At 39.6% G+C, this 18,684-nt stretch carries 16 protein-coding genes and 1 tRNA gene; 10 read left to right on the top strand and 7 right to left on the bottom strand.

Annotated features, from left to right (window positions below):
- Positions 1 to 445 precede the first annotated feature (445 nt).
- The 4 genes from QZ562_RS08575 to QZ562_RS08560 all read left to right on the top strand — a co-directional run bounded on the left by QZ562_RS08575 (position 446) and on the right by QZ562_RS08560 (position 3,287).
- Positions 446 to 601, top strand: coding sequence for a hypothetical protein (locus QZ562_RS08575; protein WP_293759180.1), 156 nt, complete (start codon positions 446 to 448; stop codon positions 599 to 601).
- A 129-nt stretch (positions 602 to 730) separates the two neighbouring features.
- Positions 731 to 1,531 carry a diguanylate cyclase gene (locus QZ562_RS08570; protein WP_293759179.1) on the top strand — a complete coding sequence of 267 codons (801 nt, stop codon included), beginning with the start codon at positions 731 to 733 and terminating at the stop codon, positions 1,529 to 1,531.
- A gap of 176 nt (positions 1,532 to 1,707) precedes the next feature.
- Positions 1,708 to 1,941, top strand: coding sequence for an EAL domain-containing protein (locus tag QZ562_RS08565; RefSeq protein WP_293759178.1), 234 nt, complete (start codon positions 1,708 to 1,710; stop codon positions 1,939 to 1,941).
- 533 nt (positions 1,942 to 2,474) lie between these two features.
- A complete protein-coding gene (locus QZ562_RS08560) occupies positions 2,475 to 3,287 on the top strand; it encodes a phytanoyl-CoA dioxygenase family protein (protein WP_293759177.1) in 813 nt (270 codons plus the stop codon).
- Positions 3,288 to 4,036: 749 nt separating this feature from the next.
- Here the strand turns inward: QZ562_RS08560 and QZ562_RS08555 are convergent.
- The 4 genes from QZ562_RS08555 to apbC all read right to left on the bottom strand — a co-directional run bounded on the left by QZ562_RS08555 (position 4,037) and on the right by apbC (position 6,697).
- Positions 4,037 to 4,113, bottom strand: a tRNA-Pro gene (locus QZ562_RS08555).
- A gap of 121 nt (positions 4,114 to 4,234) precedes the next feature.
- Positions 4,235 to 4,855, bottom strand: coding sequence for a flavin reductase family protein (locus QZ562_RS08550; RefSeq protein ID WP_293759176.1), 621 nt, complete (start codon positions 4,853 to 4,855; stop codon positions 4,235 to 4,237).
- Positions 4,856 to 4,998: 143 nt separating this feature from the next.
- Positions 4,999 to 5,589, bottom strand: coding sequence for a dCTP deaminase (dcd, locus tag QZ562_RS08545; RefSeq protein ID WP_293759175.1), 591 nt, complete (start codon positions 5,587 to 5,589; stop codon positions 4,999 to 5,001).
- Positions 5,590 to 5,656: 67 nt separating this feature from the next.
- On the bottom strand, positions 5,657 to 6,697 hold the full coding sequence (gene apbC / locus QZ562_RS08540; protein WP_293759174.1) for an iron-sulfur cluster carrier protein ApbC: 1,041 nt from the start codon (positions 6,695 to 6,697) through the stop codon (positions 5,657 to 5,659).
- 109 nt (positions 6,698 to 6,806) lie between these two features.
- Here apbC and metG point away from each other — a divergent pair, with 109 nt between their 5' ends.
- The gene (gene metG / locus QZ562_RS08535; RefSeq protein WP_293759173.1) at positions 6,807 to 8,858 is read left to right on the top strand and encodes a methionine--tRNA ligase; all 2,052 of its coding nucleotides are present in this window, start codon (positions 6,807 to 6,809) and stop codon (positions 8,856 to 8,858) included.
- A gap of 244 nt (positions 8,859 to 9,102) precedes the next feature.
- Here the strand turns inward: metG and QZ562_RS08530 are convergent, their stop codons facing one another.
- On the bottom strand, positions 9,103 to 9,873 hold the full coding sequence (locus tag QZ562_RS08530) for a methyltransferase domain-containing protein (RefSeq protein WP_293759172.1): 771 nt from the start codon (positions 9,871 to 9,873) through the stop codon (positions 9,103 to 9,105).
- A gap of 64 nt (positions 9,874 to 9,937) precedes the next feature.
- On the opposite strand from QZ562_RS08530, the gene gloB reads away from it, so the two are divergent.
- The 4 genes from gloB to QZ562_RS08510 all read left to right on the top strand — a co-directional run bounded on the left by gloB (position 9,938) and on the right by QZ562_RS08510 (position 13,860).
- Positions 9,938 to 10,708, top strand: a complete 771-nt coding sequence (gloB, locus tag QZ562_RS08525; protein WP_293759170.1) for a hydroxyacylglutathione hydrolase — start codon at positions 9,938 to 9,940, stop codon at positions 10,706 to 10,708.
- Positions 10,709 to 10,797: 89 nt separating this feature from the next.
- Positions 10,798 to 12,543 carry a LysM peptidoglycan-binding domain-containing protein gene (locus QZ562_RS08520; protein WP_293759168.1) on the top strand — a complete coding sequence of 582 codons (1,746 nt, stop codon included), beginning with the start codon at positions 10,798 to 10,800 and terminating at the stop codon, positions 12,541 to 12,543.
- A 23-nt stretch (positions 12,544 to 12,566) separates the two neighbouring features.
- Complete coding sequence (locus QZ562_RS08515) at positions 12,567 to 13,601, top strand: ion transporter (RefSeq protein WP_293759166.1); 1,035 nt, start codon at positions 12,567 to 12,569, stop codon at positions 13,599 to 13,601.
- 82 nt (positions 13,602 to 13,683) lie between these two features.
- Positions 13,684 to 13,860 (top strand): methyltransferase, encoded by a 177-nt coding sequence (locus QZ562_RS08510; RefSeq protein WP_293759164.1) that lies wholly within the window; start codon positions 13,684 to 13,686, stop codon positions 13,858 to 13,860.
- 1,030 nt (positions 13,861 to 14,890) lie between these two features.
- Here QZ562_RS08510 and QZ562_RS08505 read toward each other — a convergent pair.
- Positions 14,891 to 15,496, bottom strand: coding sequence for an HAD-IC family P-type ATPase (locus QZ562_RS08505; RefSeq protein WP_293759162.1), 606 nt, complete (start codon positions 15,494 to 15,496; stop codon positions 14,891 to 14,893).
- Positions 15,497 to 16,471: 975 nt separating this feature from the next.
- Positions 16,472 to 17,860 carry a cysteine--tRNA ligase gene (cysS, locus tag QZ562_RS08500; RefSeq protein WP_293759161.1) on the bottom strand — a complete coding sequence of 463 codons (1,389 nt, stop codon included), beginning with the start codon at positions 17,858 to 17,860 and terminating at the stop codon, positions 16,472 to 16,474.
- A gap of 173 nt (positions 17,861 to 18,033) precedes the next feature.
- On the opposite strand from cysS, the gene QZ562_RS08495 reads away from it, so the two are divergent.
- Positions 18,034 to 18,528 carry a peptidylprolyl isomerase gene (locus QZ562_RS08495; RefSeq protein ID WP_293759159.1) on the top strand — a complete coding sequence of 165 codons (495 nt, stop codon included), beginning with the start codon at positions 18,034 to 18,036 and terminating at the stop codon, positions 18,526 to 18,528.
- Positions 18,529 to 18,684: the final 156 nt, after the last annotated feature.

The following is an 18,684-nucleotide window of genomic DNA, read 5'->3' as shown; positions in this document are numbered from 1 at the left end:
GTTATGCAAAGAAAGCCACCAGCAAAAACTGCCACTGCGTAGATTAAACATACACCTATTTCAAATTCGACTTTCCAGATAACTGAACCAAAAGGAACCCACTGATGACACATTTCTGTAATAGCGGCTGAAGTTGCCAGAATATATGTCGAACGTTCAGTGCTGGGATCAATAAAGCAGGTGAACCAGTATTTAAAGGTTGGGCTGGCCATAACACTGTGTTGAATGCCAAATCATAAAAGTGTAACCGTATTACTTATAATAACAGTAACAAAGGATGAGGAATGCCCTAGGCTATTGACCATTTTTGGGAAACAAAAGACGTTAGCGACAAAACAAAGTGAATCATCGACTCAACCTATGCGCCATAAAAAATCGGGAAATAAATAAAAAAGTCTGTTACCACCATTGAAATAGCACAATTTTATTAGGACCTATGGCGGCTATGTTACTTTTACTAGCACTAACCGGAACAGGCTTATTTGATTTAGCGATCCTTGGATACCCCGGCTTACTAATATTTGCTGCTATCCTAGGCAATGTTCGTTTGTTTTTATCCGTTTTATTGTTTGTAATAGTCCAATGTGTGTTTGTCACTTAGCTAACACTTCAAGGTTTTAGCACTTCACACATACCAACATCAAGTTGGTCTCACCTCTTATTTATACTGGTGATTTTTGTCGTAACAGGTTTCAGTATCTATATTTTGGAACACAATATTGAATACCTAATGCGTTCACTTCAGCGTAAAAATGCCAAAGTACAACAAAGCCAAGCAGAAATTAAGCATCTCGCACATCACGATCCTCTGACTAATTTACCCAACAGACTTTATAGAGGAAAACTGTTTTCGCAATCTTTGATTGCTTGCGAGCACATACAACAAGAACTGGCCCTTCTATTCATCGATTTGGATAACTTCAAACCCGTAAACAATGCATTGGGACATGCCGCTGTTGATTTATTGTTGGAGCAAATCACAAAACGATTAAGTAAAGTTTTAGCTTCAAATCAACATCTTATTCGTTTTGGTGGCGATGAGGTTCTGTTACTGACGCCATGCAACGATGACCGTGGTCAAATAGATAAATTAGCTGAAATCTTGATACAACAGTGTGCATCTGAATTTGAGATATTCCAAAATCAGGTGGTTATATCTGCCTCGTTACGAACAGCATGCGCCCCAAAAGATAGGACAGACTTTAAACAATTTTGCCGCAAAGCAGACATTGCGATGTACCAGGCCAAACAAGATGGCCGAAATACCTACCACTATTACCATAAGAGTCTGGAAAAAATGAGCGATGATAAATTCGCATTGTTGCAATTATTGCGTCCTGCAATTGTCGAAAAGCAGTTCAAACTTTACTATCAGCCAATGATCACCTTGAATAGCGGTAAGATTACTGTTGTTGAAGCACTACTTCGATGGCCTCAAACGGATGGGAGCATGATAAGCCCCGAACAATTCATCCCGTTAGCTAAAAGCAGTGGCTTAATCAATGAATTAGGTCGGTGGGTCATCCAGTAGGCATGCATTGACTGTGTTCAGCAGCACCAACAAGGTATTGAGCACTTACGAGTCGCAGTCAATCTTTCAGTGATGTGATGCAATTCAAAGATGGACAATTACAAAATATTGTTGAAAACGCGCGACATGACGCCGGTTTAGCTCCAGAAGCGCTAGAGTTATAGCTAACTGAGACATTGCTTGTTGATGAAACAGACCAAATTCAAACTCAACTCAATACGTTGAGCGAACTAGGTATCACTATCGCCATTGATGATTTCGACACTGGTTATTTAAACCTTGGGTATCTTCAAGATTTTAACGCCACCAAACTTAAAATAGACCGTTCTTTTATTAGCTCTCTGTGTCTTGCTGAACATGAAGATCCACTCTTAAAAAGCTGGTTGCACTATCTTGCGATATTGATCTAAACCTATCCCAAAAGATATTCTCTTTGAACTGCTGAAACACCATGAACACCATGAACACCATGAACACCATGAACACCATGAACACCATGAACACCATAGTTAGAATCAGGGTTAGTATCAAACGATGAAGGCACACAATCCAATTTTTTTGGCTAATACTATTTGGTGACTATCGCACATCTTGCCACTGATCGAGCCAGAATAATGTAAAGCAAAAAATATATTGCCAGCCTCGTAGAAGTCTTTATTTTACGATGATGTTTTGTTGGCACTCAGGCGACTGAAGGCTACGAACGATAAATGAATCATCGGTTTATCTTCATTAAAAATTAGCTCCACTAGCAAAGGGAAGCACTCAAAATTGAAATTATGTCGTTGCATTATTGCTAATTAACAGTCACTTTAATCATCAGTCAAAACGGTAAACTTGATAACAGATAGTATGTTTAAACAAGCATAACCCCGCAGGTTTCTATCATGCGTGGCATTGTCGACCATATCGAACGAAAATTTCAACTTAAAGGCTTATTCTCGTGCAAACAACCTATCCAATCAGTGAAACAATAATTGAATGTTACCAGCGCGATGGCGCGGTATTAATCAAGGGCTTATTTCGAGACTGGGTTGAGACGTTACGCTCAGGAGTGGCAGAAAACATGTATCGTCCTGGCCCCTATGCATCAGAAAATTTGCACGCGAGTGACAGTGGGCGTTTTTTTGATGATTATTGCAACTGGACCCGCATTAAAAGCTTTGAAAACGTGCTGCGAAAATCAGACGTCGCCCAGGTTGCTGCCCAGTTAATGCGCTCAAAACAGGTACAGATATTCCATGATCACGTTCTCGTTAAAGAGCCGGGAACCTCCAAAGCGACACCCTGGCACCAAGATAGTCCTTATTATTTCGTAGAGGGCCAACAGAATGTCAGTTTTTGGGCACCACTGGACCCGGTTAATCAGGCTAGCCTTCGCTGCGTTGCAGGTTCACACCACTGGTCAAAGATGGTACTGCCCACGCGCTGGTTGTCCAACGAAAGCTTTTATCCCGACACAGATGCTTATATGCCGGTACCCGACCCTGATAACGATAAAACCTATCGCATTCTTGAATGGGACATGGAGCCAGGTGATGCTGTTGCCTTTCACTTTAAAACCCTGCACGGCGCGAGAGGCAATAATACCTCAAGGCGCAGGCGTGCATTTTCATTACGGCTACTTGGGGATGACGCACGCTATATATCCCGTCCGGGGCCCACTTCTCCCCCTTTTCCTGACCATCAAATGAGTGATGGTGACACATTACGTAAAGATTGGTTTCCTGTTATTTACCCGCCTCAGTTGGCTTGATGGCCAATCACAAAGTCACAAATTAACAAAATCGATATGCACACTGCGTGGGGACAGGAACGTTAATTTATCGAGTCGCTAACCCCAGATTATGGCACTGAGGCGCCAGACGCCTATGAGCGATAAGTGCATCATCTGCTTAGCTTCGTCAATAATCCGCTCCACTAGCAAATGCGGCATTCATAACTGAAATCACAAGGTGGTATTATTACTGATTAATTGTCACTTTTATCATCAGTAAAAACGCTAAACCTGATGATAAATAATACGATGCAACTAGCCTAATCCTGAGGTTCCTAAGCCTACTTACTCATTGTATGTAGGGAAGCCATAAGTCACGCAACAATACATTGATTACGCTGCGAAGCCTGTTCAGGTTAACTCACAGGGATGGAGCGATTATACAAAATCCATGTGAAGGTATTGAAAACGGAAATCATCAACCAACTGACGCAACCCCTATGATAGTGAAAGAGTTCGAAACGTTTCTTCAGTGAAACAAACTAGCGTTCGCTAAAAGCGAGTCGTCAAAATTGGATGCATTTGTATTTTCACAGGTTTGTAGAGATGCATAAAAAGGGTTTTGAAGTAGTTGGAAATGAAAACTTGTTTGAAATCATAAAATTAATTAGTCGGTATGATAGGATTCGAAGCTACGACCCCTTCACCCCCAGCCTATGGTGACCGCTACCGAGCTGCTACTTAACTACGATAATCTGAAGTTTAAATATGGAGAATTAAAAATTAATTGGTCGGTGTGATAGGATTCGAACCTACGACCCCTTCACCCCCAGCGAAGTGCGCTACCAAGCTGCGCTACACACCGACCGAGCTGCGCAGTTTACGGAATTTAATTTTGTTTGCAACGCTAAATCGAGCTAATTTGTGTTAGTTGCGCATTACTTAGCCAAGATTTGCTTTTTAAGGTGAAATTTAAGGCTTTAAATCTACTTTGGCCGAAATAATTGAAATTTTTGCAGCTCACTCACAGAGAAATAATCGCCAGGGCCGCCGCCTCGCATAACAGGTTGCATGGCCGCGGTATCGTAGACACCTTTTTTTAGTGCCGTTTGAGAAATATGCACCCCTACGACTTCTCCTAAGACTAACCAACTTTGACAATCATCACCGCTGGAAGATTGTAATTGAATCACTTGCGATGTTTTACATTCCATCACCACCGGGCTGAGTGCAACATGGGGCACATCGATGACCTTTGATTGGCCTTTAGCAATGTTAGCTAGTTCGAATTCGTCAACGTCAGAGTCTGCAGCTACGCTAGTTTGATTCATCACCTCAGCAAGAGAACGGGTGACAAGGTTCCAACAAAATTCTCCCGTATCGGCAGCATTTTTCACACTGTCTTTGTAGCCAATACTAGAAAAACCGATGATCGGGGGATGATAATTAAATGCATTAAAAAAACTGTATGGTGCTAAGTTTACTTGACCATTAATACTCTTGCTGGATATCCAGCCAATTGGTCGCGGAGCAATAATTGAATTAAATGGGTCATGTTCTAATTGATGACCGTCTTTAGGTTGATAAAAATGAGAATTGTCCGGCACAAATGGCTCCTATTGAGATACATAAATGAGATGTTTTTATATATTTTGCTTGGTGATTATACTTAATCAAGTTTATAATACTGACCCATACATTTGTATGGGCAGTGATAGTGATGAATACGCAGAGTACTTGCGAAAATAGCTTAAGATTTATCGTCCGCGCTAATACGACTAGCGGTGGCACCTGATTGGTCTTTATACTTTGCGTCGGCTCTGGAATTATAAGGTTTTTCAGCGAAATCTGATAACAATTCAAAACTGATTGCACCGATTTTCATGCCAGGCTTTAGGGCCAATGGCAACTTACCGCTGTTGAAAAATTCTAAAACGATATTGCCTGACCAACCAGGATCAATTCTATGTGCAGTAACGTGCACCATTAAGCCCAATCGAGCTAATGAAGAACGTCCGTCTAACCAACCTACAATATTGGCTGGCAAGGTTATCGACTCTTGAGTCACTGCAAGCGCCAACTCACCAGGGTGTAGAAAAAAGGCTTTGTCATCTGCAATGATGATTTCATCACTCATCACATTGTTCAACGCTTCTTGTACCTGAGCTTTTGGGCCACTTAAATCTATATAAGGTGCGTGATGATCTTCAAACACACGAAACTTATTGCCGAGCCTAATATCAACAGTGACACCACTGATTTCTTCATAATCTGGCTGTGGAGATATTTTTATTTTGCCATCTAACAGGTGTTGGTAGATGTCTTTGTCACACAATCGCATAGAAGTAAGCTCATTTATTACGGGTTTTTATGTAGGCCGGTTGACCGTGTTTTTTTCTACATTGATCTTACGCTACTTGTACGCTTTTTAAGTAACAATATTTTGCCGTTTGTCTGGCTAATTGTCGGTATGCTTCACTTAATGAATGCTCTGGATTTGATACTTGCAAGGGTTTTCCAGTATCGGCATGTTGACGAATATCAATATTAAGAGGCAATTTTCCGAGTAAAGGCAAATTATACATCTCGGATAACTTGTCACCACCAAGCTCAGAAAATATGGCTTCTTTGTGTCCACATTGACTACATAGATGATAACTCATGTTTTCTACCAATCCCAAAACAGGAATATTGACCTTTTTAAACATAGCAATGCCTTTAATAGCGTCTGCGAGTGCCAAGTCTTGAGGTGTGGTGACTACCACTGCGCCACTTAAAGGTACTTGCTGCGCCATGGTTAATTGAATATCCCCTGTGCCAGGAGGCATATCTACAATTAAATAATCGAGTTCAGGCCAAGCAGTTTCATTGATTAATTGATGGAGCGCCTTGCTCGCCATGGGTCCACGCCACACTGTGGCATCTTCGGCCGGTACAAAGTAACCAATAGAACTGGCGACCACACCATGTGCAGATAATGGTTCAACTTTTTTGTTGTCTTTACTACTCGGTTTAGCTGTTGGGTTACCCAGCATAATAGGAATGGAGGGCCCGTAAATATCCGCATCTAATAAGCCCACTTTGGCACCTTCTGCCATTAGTGCAAAAGCCAAATTAACGCTAGTCGTAGACTTACCGACCCCACCTTTACCTGAGGCTACGGCGATTACATTTTTTACGTTAGGAATTTTAGCTATTTTGGTTGGGACGGATGCGATTTGAGTATCGATGCTGACACTAAGTTTTGTATCTTCTGCTGAAATCTTAATTTGTTTAATAAGTTCGTCATGAAGACTCTTAGCCACAAATGGTAAGGTGACTTTCACAGTGCTTTTTTTGATTTGGATCCAGTTTTTAACTGATGTATTAGGAAGCTCAAAAAAGCGGCTAATACATTCTACTATCTTCGACTCATCTATATTTTTGCTGGTTTTGCTACCAAATAACATGTCTCACCTTAACTTTGTATAATACAAACGGAATTTCGTAATGCAATGATGGCGTATTTTCGCTACTATTTATCACCATTTTTTACAATTCAGTTAAACATAATTCACCATGCCAGAACAAACTCGCAAAATCCTTGTTACCAGTGCCCTTCCCTATGCCAATGGCTCTATTCACTTAGGCCATCTTTTAGAGCATATTCAAACCGATATTTGGACAAGGTTTCAGCGAATGCGCGGTCATACCTGTTATAGCGTCTGTGCTGACGATGCACACGGAACGCCTGTTATGCTTAAGGCACAGCAACTCGGTATCACTCCTGAACAAATGGTGGCCCAGACTCGTGACGAACACCACCAGGACCTCATCGATTTTGGTGTGAATTACGATAACTATCATGTCACTCATTCAGACGAAAACAAAGAACTTTGCGAGTTGGTATATAACCGTTTAGATGATGCGGGTTATATTAGTAAGCGAGTTATCAGTCAGTTGTACGATCCTGAAAAAGAAATGTTTTTGCCAGACCGTTTTGTGCAAGGTACCTGTCCAAAGTGTGACGCACAAGACCAGAATGGCGACAGCTGTGACGTGTGCAGTGCGACTTATGATCCTACCGAATTAAAAAATCCTCGTTCAGTAGTATCAGGTGCAGAACCAGTTTTACGTGATTCTGAGCATTACTTTTTTGACTTACCGCAGTTTCAAGACATGCTACAAGACTGGTTACAAAGCGGCGCTGTTCAGCCAGAGATAGCCAACAAACTCAAAGAATGGTTTGAAGAAGGCATGCATCAATGGGATATCAGCCGTGATGCACCTTATTTTGGTTTTGAAATTCCTAATGCACCGGGAAAATTCTTTTATGTGTGGGTAGATGCCCCAGTTGGCTATATGGCCAGCTTCAAAAACTTATGCGATAGAAGTGATGCAGACTTTGATGAGTATTGGAATAAAGACTCCGATGCCGAGCTTTATCATTTTATTGGAAAAGACATTACCTATTTTCACTGCTTGTTTTGGCCAGCCATGCTTGAAGGCGCAGGTTTCAGAAAACCGACTGCTGTGAATGTGCATGGTTTTGTTACAGTAAACGGTGCCAAAATGTCTAAATCAAAAGGCACCTTCATCAAAGGTCGTACTTACTTAGATCATCTTAACCCTGAATATTTACGTTATTACTTTGCCTCTAAACTCAGTGATGCTGTATCAGATATAGATCTTAACTTTGAAGACTTCGCACAAAAAGTTAATTCAGACTTAGTGGGTAAAGTAGTTAATATAGCCAGCCGCTGCGCCAGCTTTATTACTAAACGTTTTGACGGAAAATTATCTAACAATGTGCTGGAGCCAGAACTTGTCGAAGAATTTCACCAAGCAGAGACTAGCATCGCACAGGCATTTGAAAAGCGTCAGTATCATAAAGCAATTCGTGAAATTATGGCCTTAGCTGACAAAGCCAACCAATTTATTGATACAAATGCACCTTGGGTAACAATTAAAGATGACAACAAACAGCAGTTTACTCACGATGTGTGTTCTTTAGGGATAAACCTGTTTCGTATCTTAGCGGTGTATTTGAAGCCTGTAGTGCCCGCTTTAGCAGCACAATCTGAGTCTTTTTTAAATGATGAATTGACTTGGGAAAGTTCACAAACTGTCTTGACCGGACACCCTATCAACAAATTTAAAGCCCTAATGCAAAGGGTAGATATGGATAAGGTTGGCGCCATGATCGAAGACTCAAAAGAGAATTTAGCTGCGATAGATCAGCAAGCAACTCAACAAGAGACTCAACCTAATCAAGATAGTCCGCTAGCAAAAGATCCAATAACAGACACCATCAGTTTTGAAGATTTTGCAAAAATAGATCTGCGTATTGCCCGTATTGTCAAAGCAGATCATGTTGAAAAAGCAGATAAATTACTACGTCTAGAATTGGACTTAGGTGGCGAGACTCGCCAAGTATTTGCGGGTATTAAATCAGCTTATAATCCAGAAGATTTGGAAGGTAAATTAACTGTTATGGTAGCTAATTTAGCCCCACGTAAAATGCGTTTTGGCATGTCTGAAGGTATGGTCTTAGCTGCGGGACCTGGTGGAGACGAAATATGGTTAATTGAGCCACACGAAGGTGCTCAGCCAGGTATGAAAGTGAAATAATCAACCAGATGGAGAAGTTAGTTATTCATCGCTAACTTCTCCTAAAACCTCAGTTCTCAAACCTAAAAGAGTTCATACCCCAAAGACACTTTTACCATTTACAAAATGTCAAATACAGTTCGTTTAGATTTGTAAAGGAACGAATAATTGCTCTTTGCTTATTTTTCATTAGATCCCTAGAAAACTTTTTATTTTTTATTTTTTATTTTTTACTTTTTCTGCGGCATCAATGGTTTAAATTCTTTTACTTGTTCAATGTTTTCCAACGTGACTCAACGCGCATCAGGCCGTTTCTGACACTGGCACCCACGGTGGAAAATTTAGCCTTGGCTTTCCATTTTGGTTTTATTAAAGATAAAGGAATTTCCCGTTTTCTCGCCACTATCACATACATGGTGGTTAGTAGTGGTAAATATTCATGACACCACTGGTTCCATTTTGAAGGTGCTCTCAGTTTTCGTTGTAAAAATAGTTCATTAAACAACAAATGTTTTACATCTACTATTTCAAAACCCAATAGCTGTAACCAATCTTTGACCCTAGCACTGCTGAAGAAGCGCGCATCATGTAATACATTATTTTTATTGATGGGTAAATATTTAAGTAAACCGCACAGACTAAGTGGATTAAAACCAGTAATGACAATATAACCATTCGGCATAATGGTTCTGTCCACTTCTCTTAATATTTGATGGGGATCCTTGGCAAAATCTAGTTCGTGAGCTAATAAAAACGCATCAACACTGTTTTCACTCACAGGTAAATCATCAGGTACTGCGACTAAACTAGTATAAACTTGCTTTTTGGATGTGATGTTTACTTGATGTTTGATAGGACAAGCAGCAAGTTCGATTTGGCTACTTAAATTTCCTAAACGGACTAGGTGGTAGCCAAAAAATTTTCGACTCACTTCGGCTATTTCACTTTCAGTCAGACGTTTTAGCTCATCACCTAATGGTAAGTCTTGCCATAACTCTGGTTTAGTGGGGTGGTTTTTGATTAACGCTGGTCTCATTAGATTATGTTACTCTAAAACAAAGAAACTGTTAATCCTAAAGTTTGTGACAGGAGATAAAAATATGTCCGTAAGCGTTTTCCCTATTGAGGCATTTAATGACAACTATATTTGGTGTCTGCGTAACCAAACTCACTGTGTTGTAGTCGACCCAGGGGATGCTGCGCCGGTACTCGCCTATTGCAAAGATAATCAATTAACATTATCAGCGATTTTGATCACCCATCATCATTGGGACCATACGGGTGGTATTGACGCACTGTTAGTATCTTTTCCTGATATTCCTGTTTATGGTCCTCAGAACAAAAATATAAATCAAATTACTGTTCGCCTATCACAGGATGATAATTTAGAGTTACCACAATTCGACCTTAAGTTTTCTGTGTTAGAAATACCAGGGCATACTTTAGATCATATTGCTTATTACGGTGATATCGGCCTATTTTGTGGTGACACATTATTTTCAGCTGGTTGTGGTCGATTATTTGAAGGGACACCTCAACAAATGTTTACTTCTTTGGCCAAGTTAACCGCACTTCCTGCTGATACCGCAGTATATTGTGCGCATGAATACACTATGGCAAATATCGCTTTCGCGGAAGCCGCAGAACCAAACAATCAAGCATTAATTGACTATAAACATTGGGCTGGTAAGCAGCGGGAAAAGAACATTCCTACTCTTCCATCCAATATTCACAGAGAATTGGAAGTTAATCCATTTTTACGTTGTAATAGTAGAGAGTTAGTGAAAAATGTCAGCCAGAATATAGGCGCAACTTTAATATCTGATCAAGCTACTTTTGCTTCACTGAGAAACTGGAAAGATAATTTTTAATGAATGAATAAGACACTAACACGTTGTCATAACACATTTACCTGCAACAACTAATCACGAAATTAAAGAAATAATAAAAAGGAAAAAAATTGCGTTCACATAATTTACTCACTCCAGCTTTAATTGGCATTTTGATTGTCACACTGTCTGCCTGTAACACAACAACACAAAGTGAACACACCAGTCAGCTTGAGCAAGATCAAGAGCGCCAAATTGCTGAGCAAATTTTAGTATCGTGTGAACAGTCTAAAGACAAAATTAAACCTCAATTGGAAGGGCAACTAGAAGTTAAAATAGGAGATAAAGTAGAAGAGAAAGTAAGTGACCATTTTGATTGTGAATCTGCAGAATCAGGCATAATACCCACAGCTCACCCGGTTGAGATAGTTGAAGTATTTGTCGAAGCACCAGAAATAATCGCTGAGACTATCGCTAAAGTACAAATTAAAGACATATGGCAAAGAGTACGTAGCCAGTTCAATTTTAAGTTTGAGGATAACAGTCGTATTACTGCGCAGCGTAACTGGTATCTTAAACACCCTGATTATATGAAACGAGTGGCTATCAGGGCCAAACCTTTTTTACATTTAATAGTAGAAAAACTTGAACAACAAAAAATGCCTTTAGAACTTGTACTATTACCCATAGTAGAGAGTGCTTTTGATCCCTTTGCTTATTCTCATGGGCGTGCAGCAGGTATGTGGCAATTTATTCCGTCCACAGGTAAGCGTTTTGGTATGAAACAAACCTGGTGGTACGACGGACGCCGTGACGTGATGGCCTCCACCCAAGGCGCCATAGATTATCTCAATTATTTAGTTAAGATGTATGATGGAAATTGGTTTCATGCTTTAGCTGCATATAATAGCGGCGAAGGCCGTGTCCAAAGAGCCATCAGCAAAAATAGAAAAGCGGGTAAACCTACTGATTTTTGGAATTTGGATTTGCCTAGAGAAACCCGTGCATACGTACCTAAACTTCTCGCCCTTGCCGACATTTTAGCCAATAGTGAGCAATACGATTTTAAGTGGCCTAAAATTGACAACATCCCATTTACTCAAGAAGTGATAGTGGGTTCACAAATTGACTTAGCCTTAGCAGCTCAAATGGCTGGACTAACAGTAAAGGAAATACATTCTTTAAACCCTGGCTATAATCGCTGGGCTACGGATCCTAATGGACCATTCACCTTATTGTTACCTATAGATAAAGCCGAAAAATTCTCTATTGAACTAGCAAAAACAGACAACTCACAACGACTTAACTGGGTCAGGCATAAAGTTAAAAGCGGTGATAGTTTATTAAAACTAGCTAAGCAATATCACACCACCACCGATATTATTAGCAAAGTAAATGAGTTAAGAAGCAATATGATTATTGCAGGTGAGCACCTCATTATTCCAGTGGCACTAAAATCTTTAGACTCTTATTCTTTATCCCAAGAACAACGCTTGGCTAAAACTCAGTCGAAAAAAAGAGCCGAATATAAATTAGATCATATTGTAAAAAGTGGTGATACTTTTTGGGATCTGAGCCGTGAATATGACGTAAACATACGTCAATTAGCAAAGTGGAATGGCATGGCACCAACAGATACCCTGCGCCAAGGTAAAAAATTAGTCATCTGGGTAAATGACGTGAGCAATGAGCAGCGTAAAAATGCGGTTATGCGAACACTTACTTATACAGTTCGTAATGGGGACTCCCTTGCTCGTATCGCTGGAAAATTTAACGTCAAAATAAGTGATTTGCAAAAGTGGAATCAAAGTAAGCTTAAAAAATACTTACAGCCTGGGCAAAAATTGAAAATCTTTGTTGATGTGACCCGCACCTGATATGAAAAACGGTTGTTTTATTAATGCTTAAATTTAGTTACTCCAAACTTAAATCCAGTCATGAAGGGCCATGGATAATAGTCGATCTATTGATGCTTGGTTTATTATTGATCAATTTAGTATGGCTGTTGTTTGATAGTTTGTACGCAACACAAGCCTTTAAGACAATGCTATCCAGCATAAACCTTGGCATCGTTGAGGGATATGCTCCGATCCACGATAATTTCACTCTCTATGATTTAGCCTTTGTTGGCATTTTTCTTAGCGAGTTTTGTGTGCGCTGGCTTGCCTCTATATTGCGTAAAACTTATATGCGTTGGTACTTTTTTCCCTTTATTCATTGGTACGATTTAGTCGGTTGCATTCCTCTTGGTGGGGCGAGAATATTTCGTTTTTTGCGAGTATTTTCAATCTTATACCGTTTACAAAAATATCAAATTATCGATTTGCGCAACACAGCCATCTATCGTTTTATTGTCTTTTATTATGATGTGTTTGTTGAAGAACTCAGTGACCGAATTGTCGTTAAAGTTTTATCTGATGCGCAAAAAGATATCGCTGCGGGCTCACCCTTGATAGAAGACATCAGCCAACAAGTCATAGGGACACGACTACCTGTCTTAACTCAATGGTTGTCGTCTGTAATGGTACATATTGGCGAGTCAATTGAGCACAATAATCATAGCGAATCTGTTCGTAGTCATGTACAAAAAAGTGTCGGTAAGGCAGTACGTAATAACTCACAAGTATCTATCTTAAAATTGGTGCCTATGCTGGGCAGCACCATAGAAAAAACGTTAGAACAATCTGTTACTGATATCGTCACGCAATCAATAATTAACTTATTAAAAGACATTACACCAGAGAAAATAGATGACTTTGTTGAACATGGGTTAGGTCGTTTTTCTAACGAAGATAATATGCTTGACCAAGAAGTGTTATTGATTGTTAATGAATGTTTGGAATTAGTTAAACAACATGTCTCACAGCAGCGTTGGAAAGACTCATTTGACGCTCAACACACCGCGCAAAAGACAGAAATAAATGAAAGCACTTGAGCTAAGAATTTAACCTCTTGTATTACTTCTGCTATCTCTGGCTTTAGTTTATGAATGTAGTCATTACTTGCCGCTACTAGCCATGCCAACAATATTTTCTGGTCTACATTGGTATATAGGTTCTCTAGGTGTATTGGTAGCTTTAACAGGTATCTGGGAGTTTCAAAAAGCTAAAACTACTATTGGTCCCACTAAACCCGAGAAGGCAAGTTATTTGGTGTCGGGCGGTGTTTATCGTATGAGCAGAAACCCGATCTGAGCATGCAACTCATCATTATTGCAGTCATTTTTAAATTCGATAACTAATTCGGTAACTACTTCGGTAACTACTTCGGTAACTACTTCGGTAACTACTTCGGTTTTATTGTATTACCTTGTTTTATTCTTTACATCACACAGTTTCAAATCAAACCTGAAGAGTCTATTATATAAAGAGCTTTTGATGAAGATTATGTCATCTACAAGAAAAAAGTTAGACGCTGGTTGTAGTTTGTATGTTTTTTTCAGAATAAACCATGCGAGCATATTAATGTTTGGAACTGAAAATCCTCGAAACCTGCGATTTTGTGTACTCAGATTTTGCACAAATTACGTATTGTCTGTATTAGGAAAATGCAAAGCTTGAACTCTTTAAAAATTTAACGAATTAATGTTTGAAACTCAGACTTGACTAATAAACTGACAGGCTGGCTTACGTCCTGGGGCATTCAGTCAACTAATTAGTCGTCAATAGAGGAGAACTCCTTTCTTTTAAAGCAAGTAGATATAAAGAAGCTTTTCCAATTTATCTATCCAAATCCAGGCAACAATTTCAACCATACTTTGTACATAGCTTGTTGCAGAAATAACAGTTCAAAACCACAAAAATCATAAAATTTATGCTTATAAAAAAATGGTTAGCATGGTCACAGGCCAATAAAAATATTTTATGACTCATGACATCTCTCCATTACCCTTTGTTTTGGCTATATACTTTTCCAGCTGTCTATCAAAGTCATCGAGACAGCTCTTTGAACAAAAAACGATAAAGCTTACCCTGATGTGGTTTTCCATAGCATTGTCTTTGCCCAACGTCCTTTAATCAACAACCTTTTCTCAACGACCTTTTCTCAACGACCTTTTCATAAATAGGTTCAATAATGAGTTTTGCTTTATCTGCACTAAAATGTATATGACGGAACTTCGCCATGTATGCAACACAACTAAAACGCATCATTAAATATAAAAAAATGACAAATAATAAAAATTAAATTAAGCCGTCCATAGGCCAACTCCTGGTTAACTTCTAGTTAACTCAGTTTTTGATTTTTAAGTCTTAATGCATTTAAAATAACGGATACCGAACTGAAACTCATGGCGGCAGCGGCAATCATGGGTGAGAGTAAAATGCCTAAAAGTGGATATAACACCCCAGCCGCTATCGGCACACCAACGACGTTATAAACAAAGGCAAAAAACAGGTTTTGGCGAGTATTAAGCATGGTGGCGCGACTCAATACGATGGCTTTAACAATGCCTCGTAAGTCACCTTTAACTAAGGTGACTCCGGCACTTTCCATCGCTACATCTGTGCCGGTGTTCATGGCAATACCCACTTGGGCCTGAGCTATGGCTGGCGGATCATTGATACCGTCTCCTGCCATAGCAACAATTTTCCCTGCCGCCTGCAATCCTTTGACTATAATGTCTTTTTGTTCGGGCAGAACATCCACTTCCACACGATCAATCTTCAACTTGGCGGCCACTGCATGTGCTGTACTAGCATTGTCGCCCGTTAACATCACTACTATGATTCCCTGTTTGTGTAATTGAGTAATTGCATCTTTGGTTGAGGATTTAATCGGATCGGCTACACCAATTAAAGCCGCTGGCTCTCCATCAAACGCAAGTAGCATTATTGTTTGTCCCTCGCAGCGCAACGGCTTGGGCGAAGAAGGTATTATCGATGTTTGACTGGGCTTTACTGATATTTTGCTGTTCCATCAACTTTAAATTGCCAAGGACAAGAGATTGACCATCTATGCATCCGTAAACACCCATGCCTTACCGATTCGAAATCACATACCTCGATCGCTTCAACATTTCTATCTTTTGCACCTTGTACAATCGCATTGGCGAGAGGATGTTCGCTGTATTTTTCTATGTAATACCTTGAGAAACCTTAAGTGCATCGTCTACCTCTATGCATAAATGGCTAAAGGTACTCTCAAGTTTTCGGTGCCCAAGCAATAACTTGCAGGCTCTTAAATTCTTCACCTTTTTATAAATCAGTGATGGTTTTGTGAGACGCAACGTATTTGCACTATATTATTCAAACCGATTGAATCGATTCATTTATCTGCGATCCTTACATACTGTTGAGTAGAAAGATGGTCTGATAAATGAATTCTTGATTTGAACAAATAGTCAGAATTGCATTGGTGAGATTGAGTAATAAAATCTAAAACAGCTTATCTATTGTTCATTACCAATTCAAACTGAACCGGTAAACTAGTTATCTATACAACAATAATTGTTCTGGATTGAACTTTAAACTACGCGTACATAAAAAGACAAAATTGATCTTTACATTTAAAATGTAAATGAATACTCAATAATAAACAAATGACATCACTCTATTCACTATGTTCACATTTATTGAACCCTTAAAACTTTGTCAACATAAAAATAAACATTTATAGCAATGTGAAACAAATAAGAAAGTATTTAGAAGCACCAATAGAATTTAGACACTATAGGCATTATTGTAGTCAAAAATAATTAAACTAAACGACGCTGGAGCACTAAAAATCGTTAGATTCCAATTCAAAATTTAGACTAATTAGGTTGAAACAAAAAAGGTCTCTATTAAATCGAGACCTTTTTTTAATTTAACCGCGTCTCCAAGTAGTACCGCTGGATGAATCCTCAAGGACCACATTTAATGTATTTAAGGCATCTCGTGCAGCATCAGCAGCAGCCCAATCTTTTCTGGATCGTGCATCGTTTCGAGCTTTGATTAATGCTTCTATTTCAGCCACATCTTTATGTTCACCACCAACACCTCCAGCGCCAGCTTGCAAAAAGTCATTCGGTGATTGCTGTAAAATACCTAAGATATCTGCCAGCTTGATCATCACACCAGCTAAGTTGGAAGCTTGTTGACCTGTAGATTTATTCAATTCTTTGGCTAAATCAAATAGTACAGCAAAGGCTTCTGGTGTATTAAAATCATCATCCATGGCCTGATTAAAGCGCATTTGATAATCGCCTGTTGAGATATCAACATCCATATTCGGCGTGACATCACGTAAAGCCGTATACAAACGCTTTAACGAAGCGCGAGCTTGTTCGATAAAGCTATCTGAGTAACTTAACTGACTGCGATACTGAGCTGACATTAAGAAATAACGTACAGTTTCAGCATCGTATATTTCCAATACATCTCGCAAAGTGAAAAAATTACCCAGTGATTTAGACATTTTTTCTTGATTTACCTGCACCATACCTGTGTGCATCCAATAATTCACATAAGGTGTATCAAATGCACAGCAGGATTGAGCGACTTCATTTTCGTGATGAGGGAATATCAGATCAGAACCTCCGCCATGAATATCAAAATGTTCACCCAAATGTTTATGGTTCATGGCGGAACACTCAATATGCCAACCGGGGCGGCCGTCACCCCAAGGTGACGTCCAAAAAGGCTCACCGGGTTTAACTGATTTCCAAAGTACAAAATCTAATGGGTCGCGTTTTTCAGCTCCGACTTCAACGCGTGCCCCAGAATTAAGTTGGTCTAGGTCTTGACGTCCCAGTTTTCCATAGTCGGCATAAGTGCTGACTTCAAACAACACATCACCACTTGTCGCTTGATAAGCATAACCTTTATCAATAAGGCGCTGAATAACGTTGATAATTTCAGGGATATGAGTGGTAACGCGTGGTTCTACATCAGGTTCAAGCAAACCGATAGCTGCAAAATCTTGATGCATGCGCGCTATCGTTTTCTCGGTAAATTGTTCTGCAGTTAAGCCTTGCTCATTCGCCCTAGAAATGATTTTGTCGTCTACGTCTGTAATGTTTCGAACATACTTCACTTCAAGTCCACAAGAGCGCATATAACGCACCATCAAATCAAAACTTAAATAAGTACGAGCATGACCAACATGACATACGTCATAAACTGTGATGCCACATACATATAATCCCACCTTTCCTGTTTGCAATGGTTTAAATTGCTCTTTCTGACGGGTTAAGGTGTTGTATATATGTAACATGAAATTAAAGTCCTCTAATGGGTGTATAGTAAGGTACGGTATCTAAAAACGGGATTCTATCACCGAGAAACCTATGCTGCATCTGTCAATTACTCTTAAAGCCTTAAAATAACTTAGCTTTTAGGCTAGAATGTACCTGTTTTTATAATATTGCTAAATTAAGGATCTATTTCATGGTTAAAATCCACACGAATTATGGCGTTATCTCACTAAACTTGTTTGCCGACAAAGCCCCTATTACAGTTGCCAACTTTTTGGACTACGTGAAAGAAGGTTTTTACGACAACACCATTTTTCACCGGGTTATTGATGGGTTTATGATCCAAGGTGGTGGATTTGAGCCAGGCATGGCTCAAAAAGAAAGTAAAGCGACAATCCAAAATGAAGCTAACAATGGATTAGTCAATAGCCTTGGCACAGTAGCCATGGCAAGGACTAATGAGCCTCACTCAGCTACTGCACAGTTTTTTATTAACGTGGGCGACAACAGCTTCTTAAATTTCCGCAGCGAAAGCACCGATGGATGGGGCTACTGCGTATTTGCTGAAGTATCTGAAGGCATGGACGTTGTTGAAAAAATCAGAGCGGTTGCAACAGGTAACTCTGGCCATCATCAAGATGTGCCAGAAGAAGATGTTGTTATTCAAAAGGCTGAAATAGTCGAATAGGTTCAACAATATTGGGGTCAAAGTTATTGATTTTGGCATAGCTGGCGTATGTGAAAGTGGTAAGCAAGATAAAGATAATGCCTGTCTCTTATAAACATTTGACGCTGCCGACGACGAGTAAAGTATGTCACTCGGACATCACCTGCGCGTGACAGA

The sequence above is a fragment of the uncultured Paraglaciecola sp. genome (assembly GCF_913058035.1).
Lineage (GTDB): Bacteria > Pseudomonadota > Gammaproteobacteria > Enterobacterales > Alteromonadaceae > Paraglaciecola.
Note: the sequence above shows the minus strand (reverse complement) of the source record. Positions and strands in the feature narration are given on the sequence as shown.

Excerpts from the sequence above, each read along its gene's own strand:
- QZ562_RS08530 (WP_293759172.1), bottom strand. The coding sequence starts at position 9,873 with ATGAGACCAGCGTTAATCAAAAACCACCCCACTAAACCAGAGTTATGG.
- dcd (WP_293759175.1), bottom strand. The coding sequence starts at position 5,589 with ATGCGATTGTGTGACAAAGACATCTACCAACACCTGTTAGATGGCAAA.
- QZ562_RS08505 (WP_293759162.1), bottom strand. The coding sequence starts at position 15,496 with ATGCTACTTGCGTTTGATGGAGAGCCAGCGGCTTTAATTGGTGTAGCC.
- gloB (WP_293759170.1), top strand. The coding sequence starts at position 9,938 with ATGTCCGTAAGCGTTTTCCCTATTGAGGCATTTAATGACAACTATATT.
- cysS (WP_293759161.1), bottom strand. The coding sequence starts at position 17,860 with ATGTTACATATATACAACACCTTAACCCGTCAGAAAGAGCAATTTAAA.
- QZ562_RS08570 (WP_293759179.1), top strand. The coding sequence starts at position 731 with ATGCGTTCACTTCAGCGTAAAAATGCCAAAGTACAACAAAGCCAAGCA.
- apbC (WP_293759174.1), bottom strand. The coding sequence starts at position 6,697 with ATGTTATTTGGTAGCAAAACCAGCAAAAATATAGATGAGTCGAAGATA.
- QZ562_RS08510 (WP_293759164.1), top strand. The coding sequence starts at position 13,684 with ATGCCAACAATATTTTCTGGTCTACATTGGTATATAGGTTCTCTAGGT.
- metG (WP_293759173.1), top strand. The coding sequence starts at position 6,807 with ATGCCAGAACAAACTCGCAAAATCCTTGTTACCAGTGCCCTTCCCTAT.
- QZ562_RS08515 (WP_293759166.1), top strand. The coding sequence starts at position 12,567 with ATGCTTAAATTTAGTTACTCCAAACTTAAATCCAGTCATGAAGGGCCA.
- QZ562_RS08495 (WP_293759159.1), top strand. The coding sequence starts at position 18,034 with ATGGTTAAAATCCACACGAATTATGGCGTTATCTCACTAAACTTGTTT.
- QZ562_RS08575 (WP_293759180.1), top strand. The coding sequence starts at position 446 with ATGTTACTTTTACTAGCACTAACCGGAACAGGCTTATTTGATTTAGCG.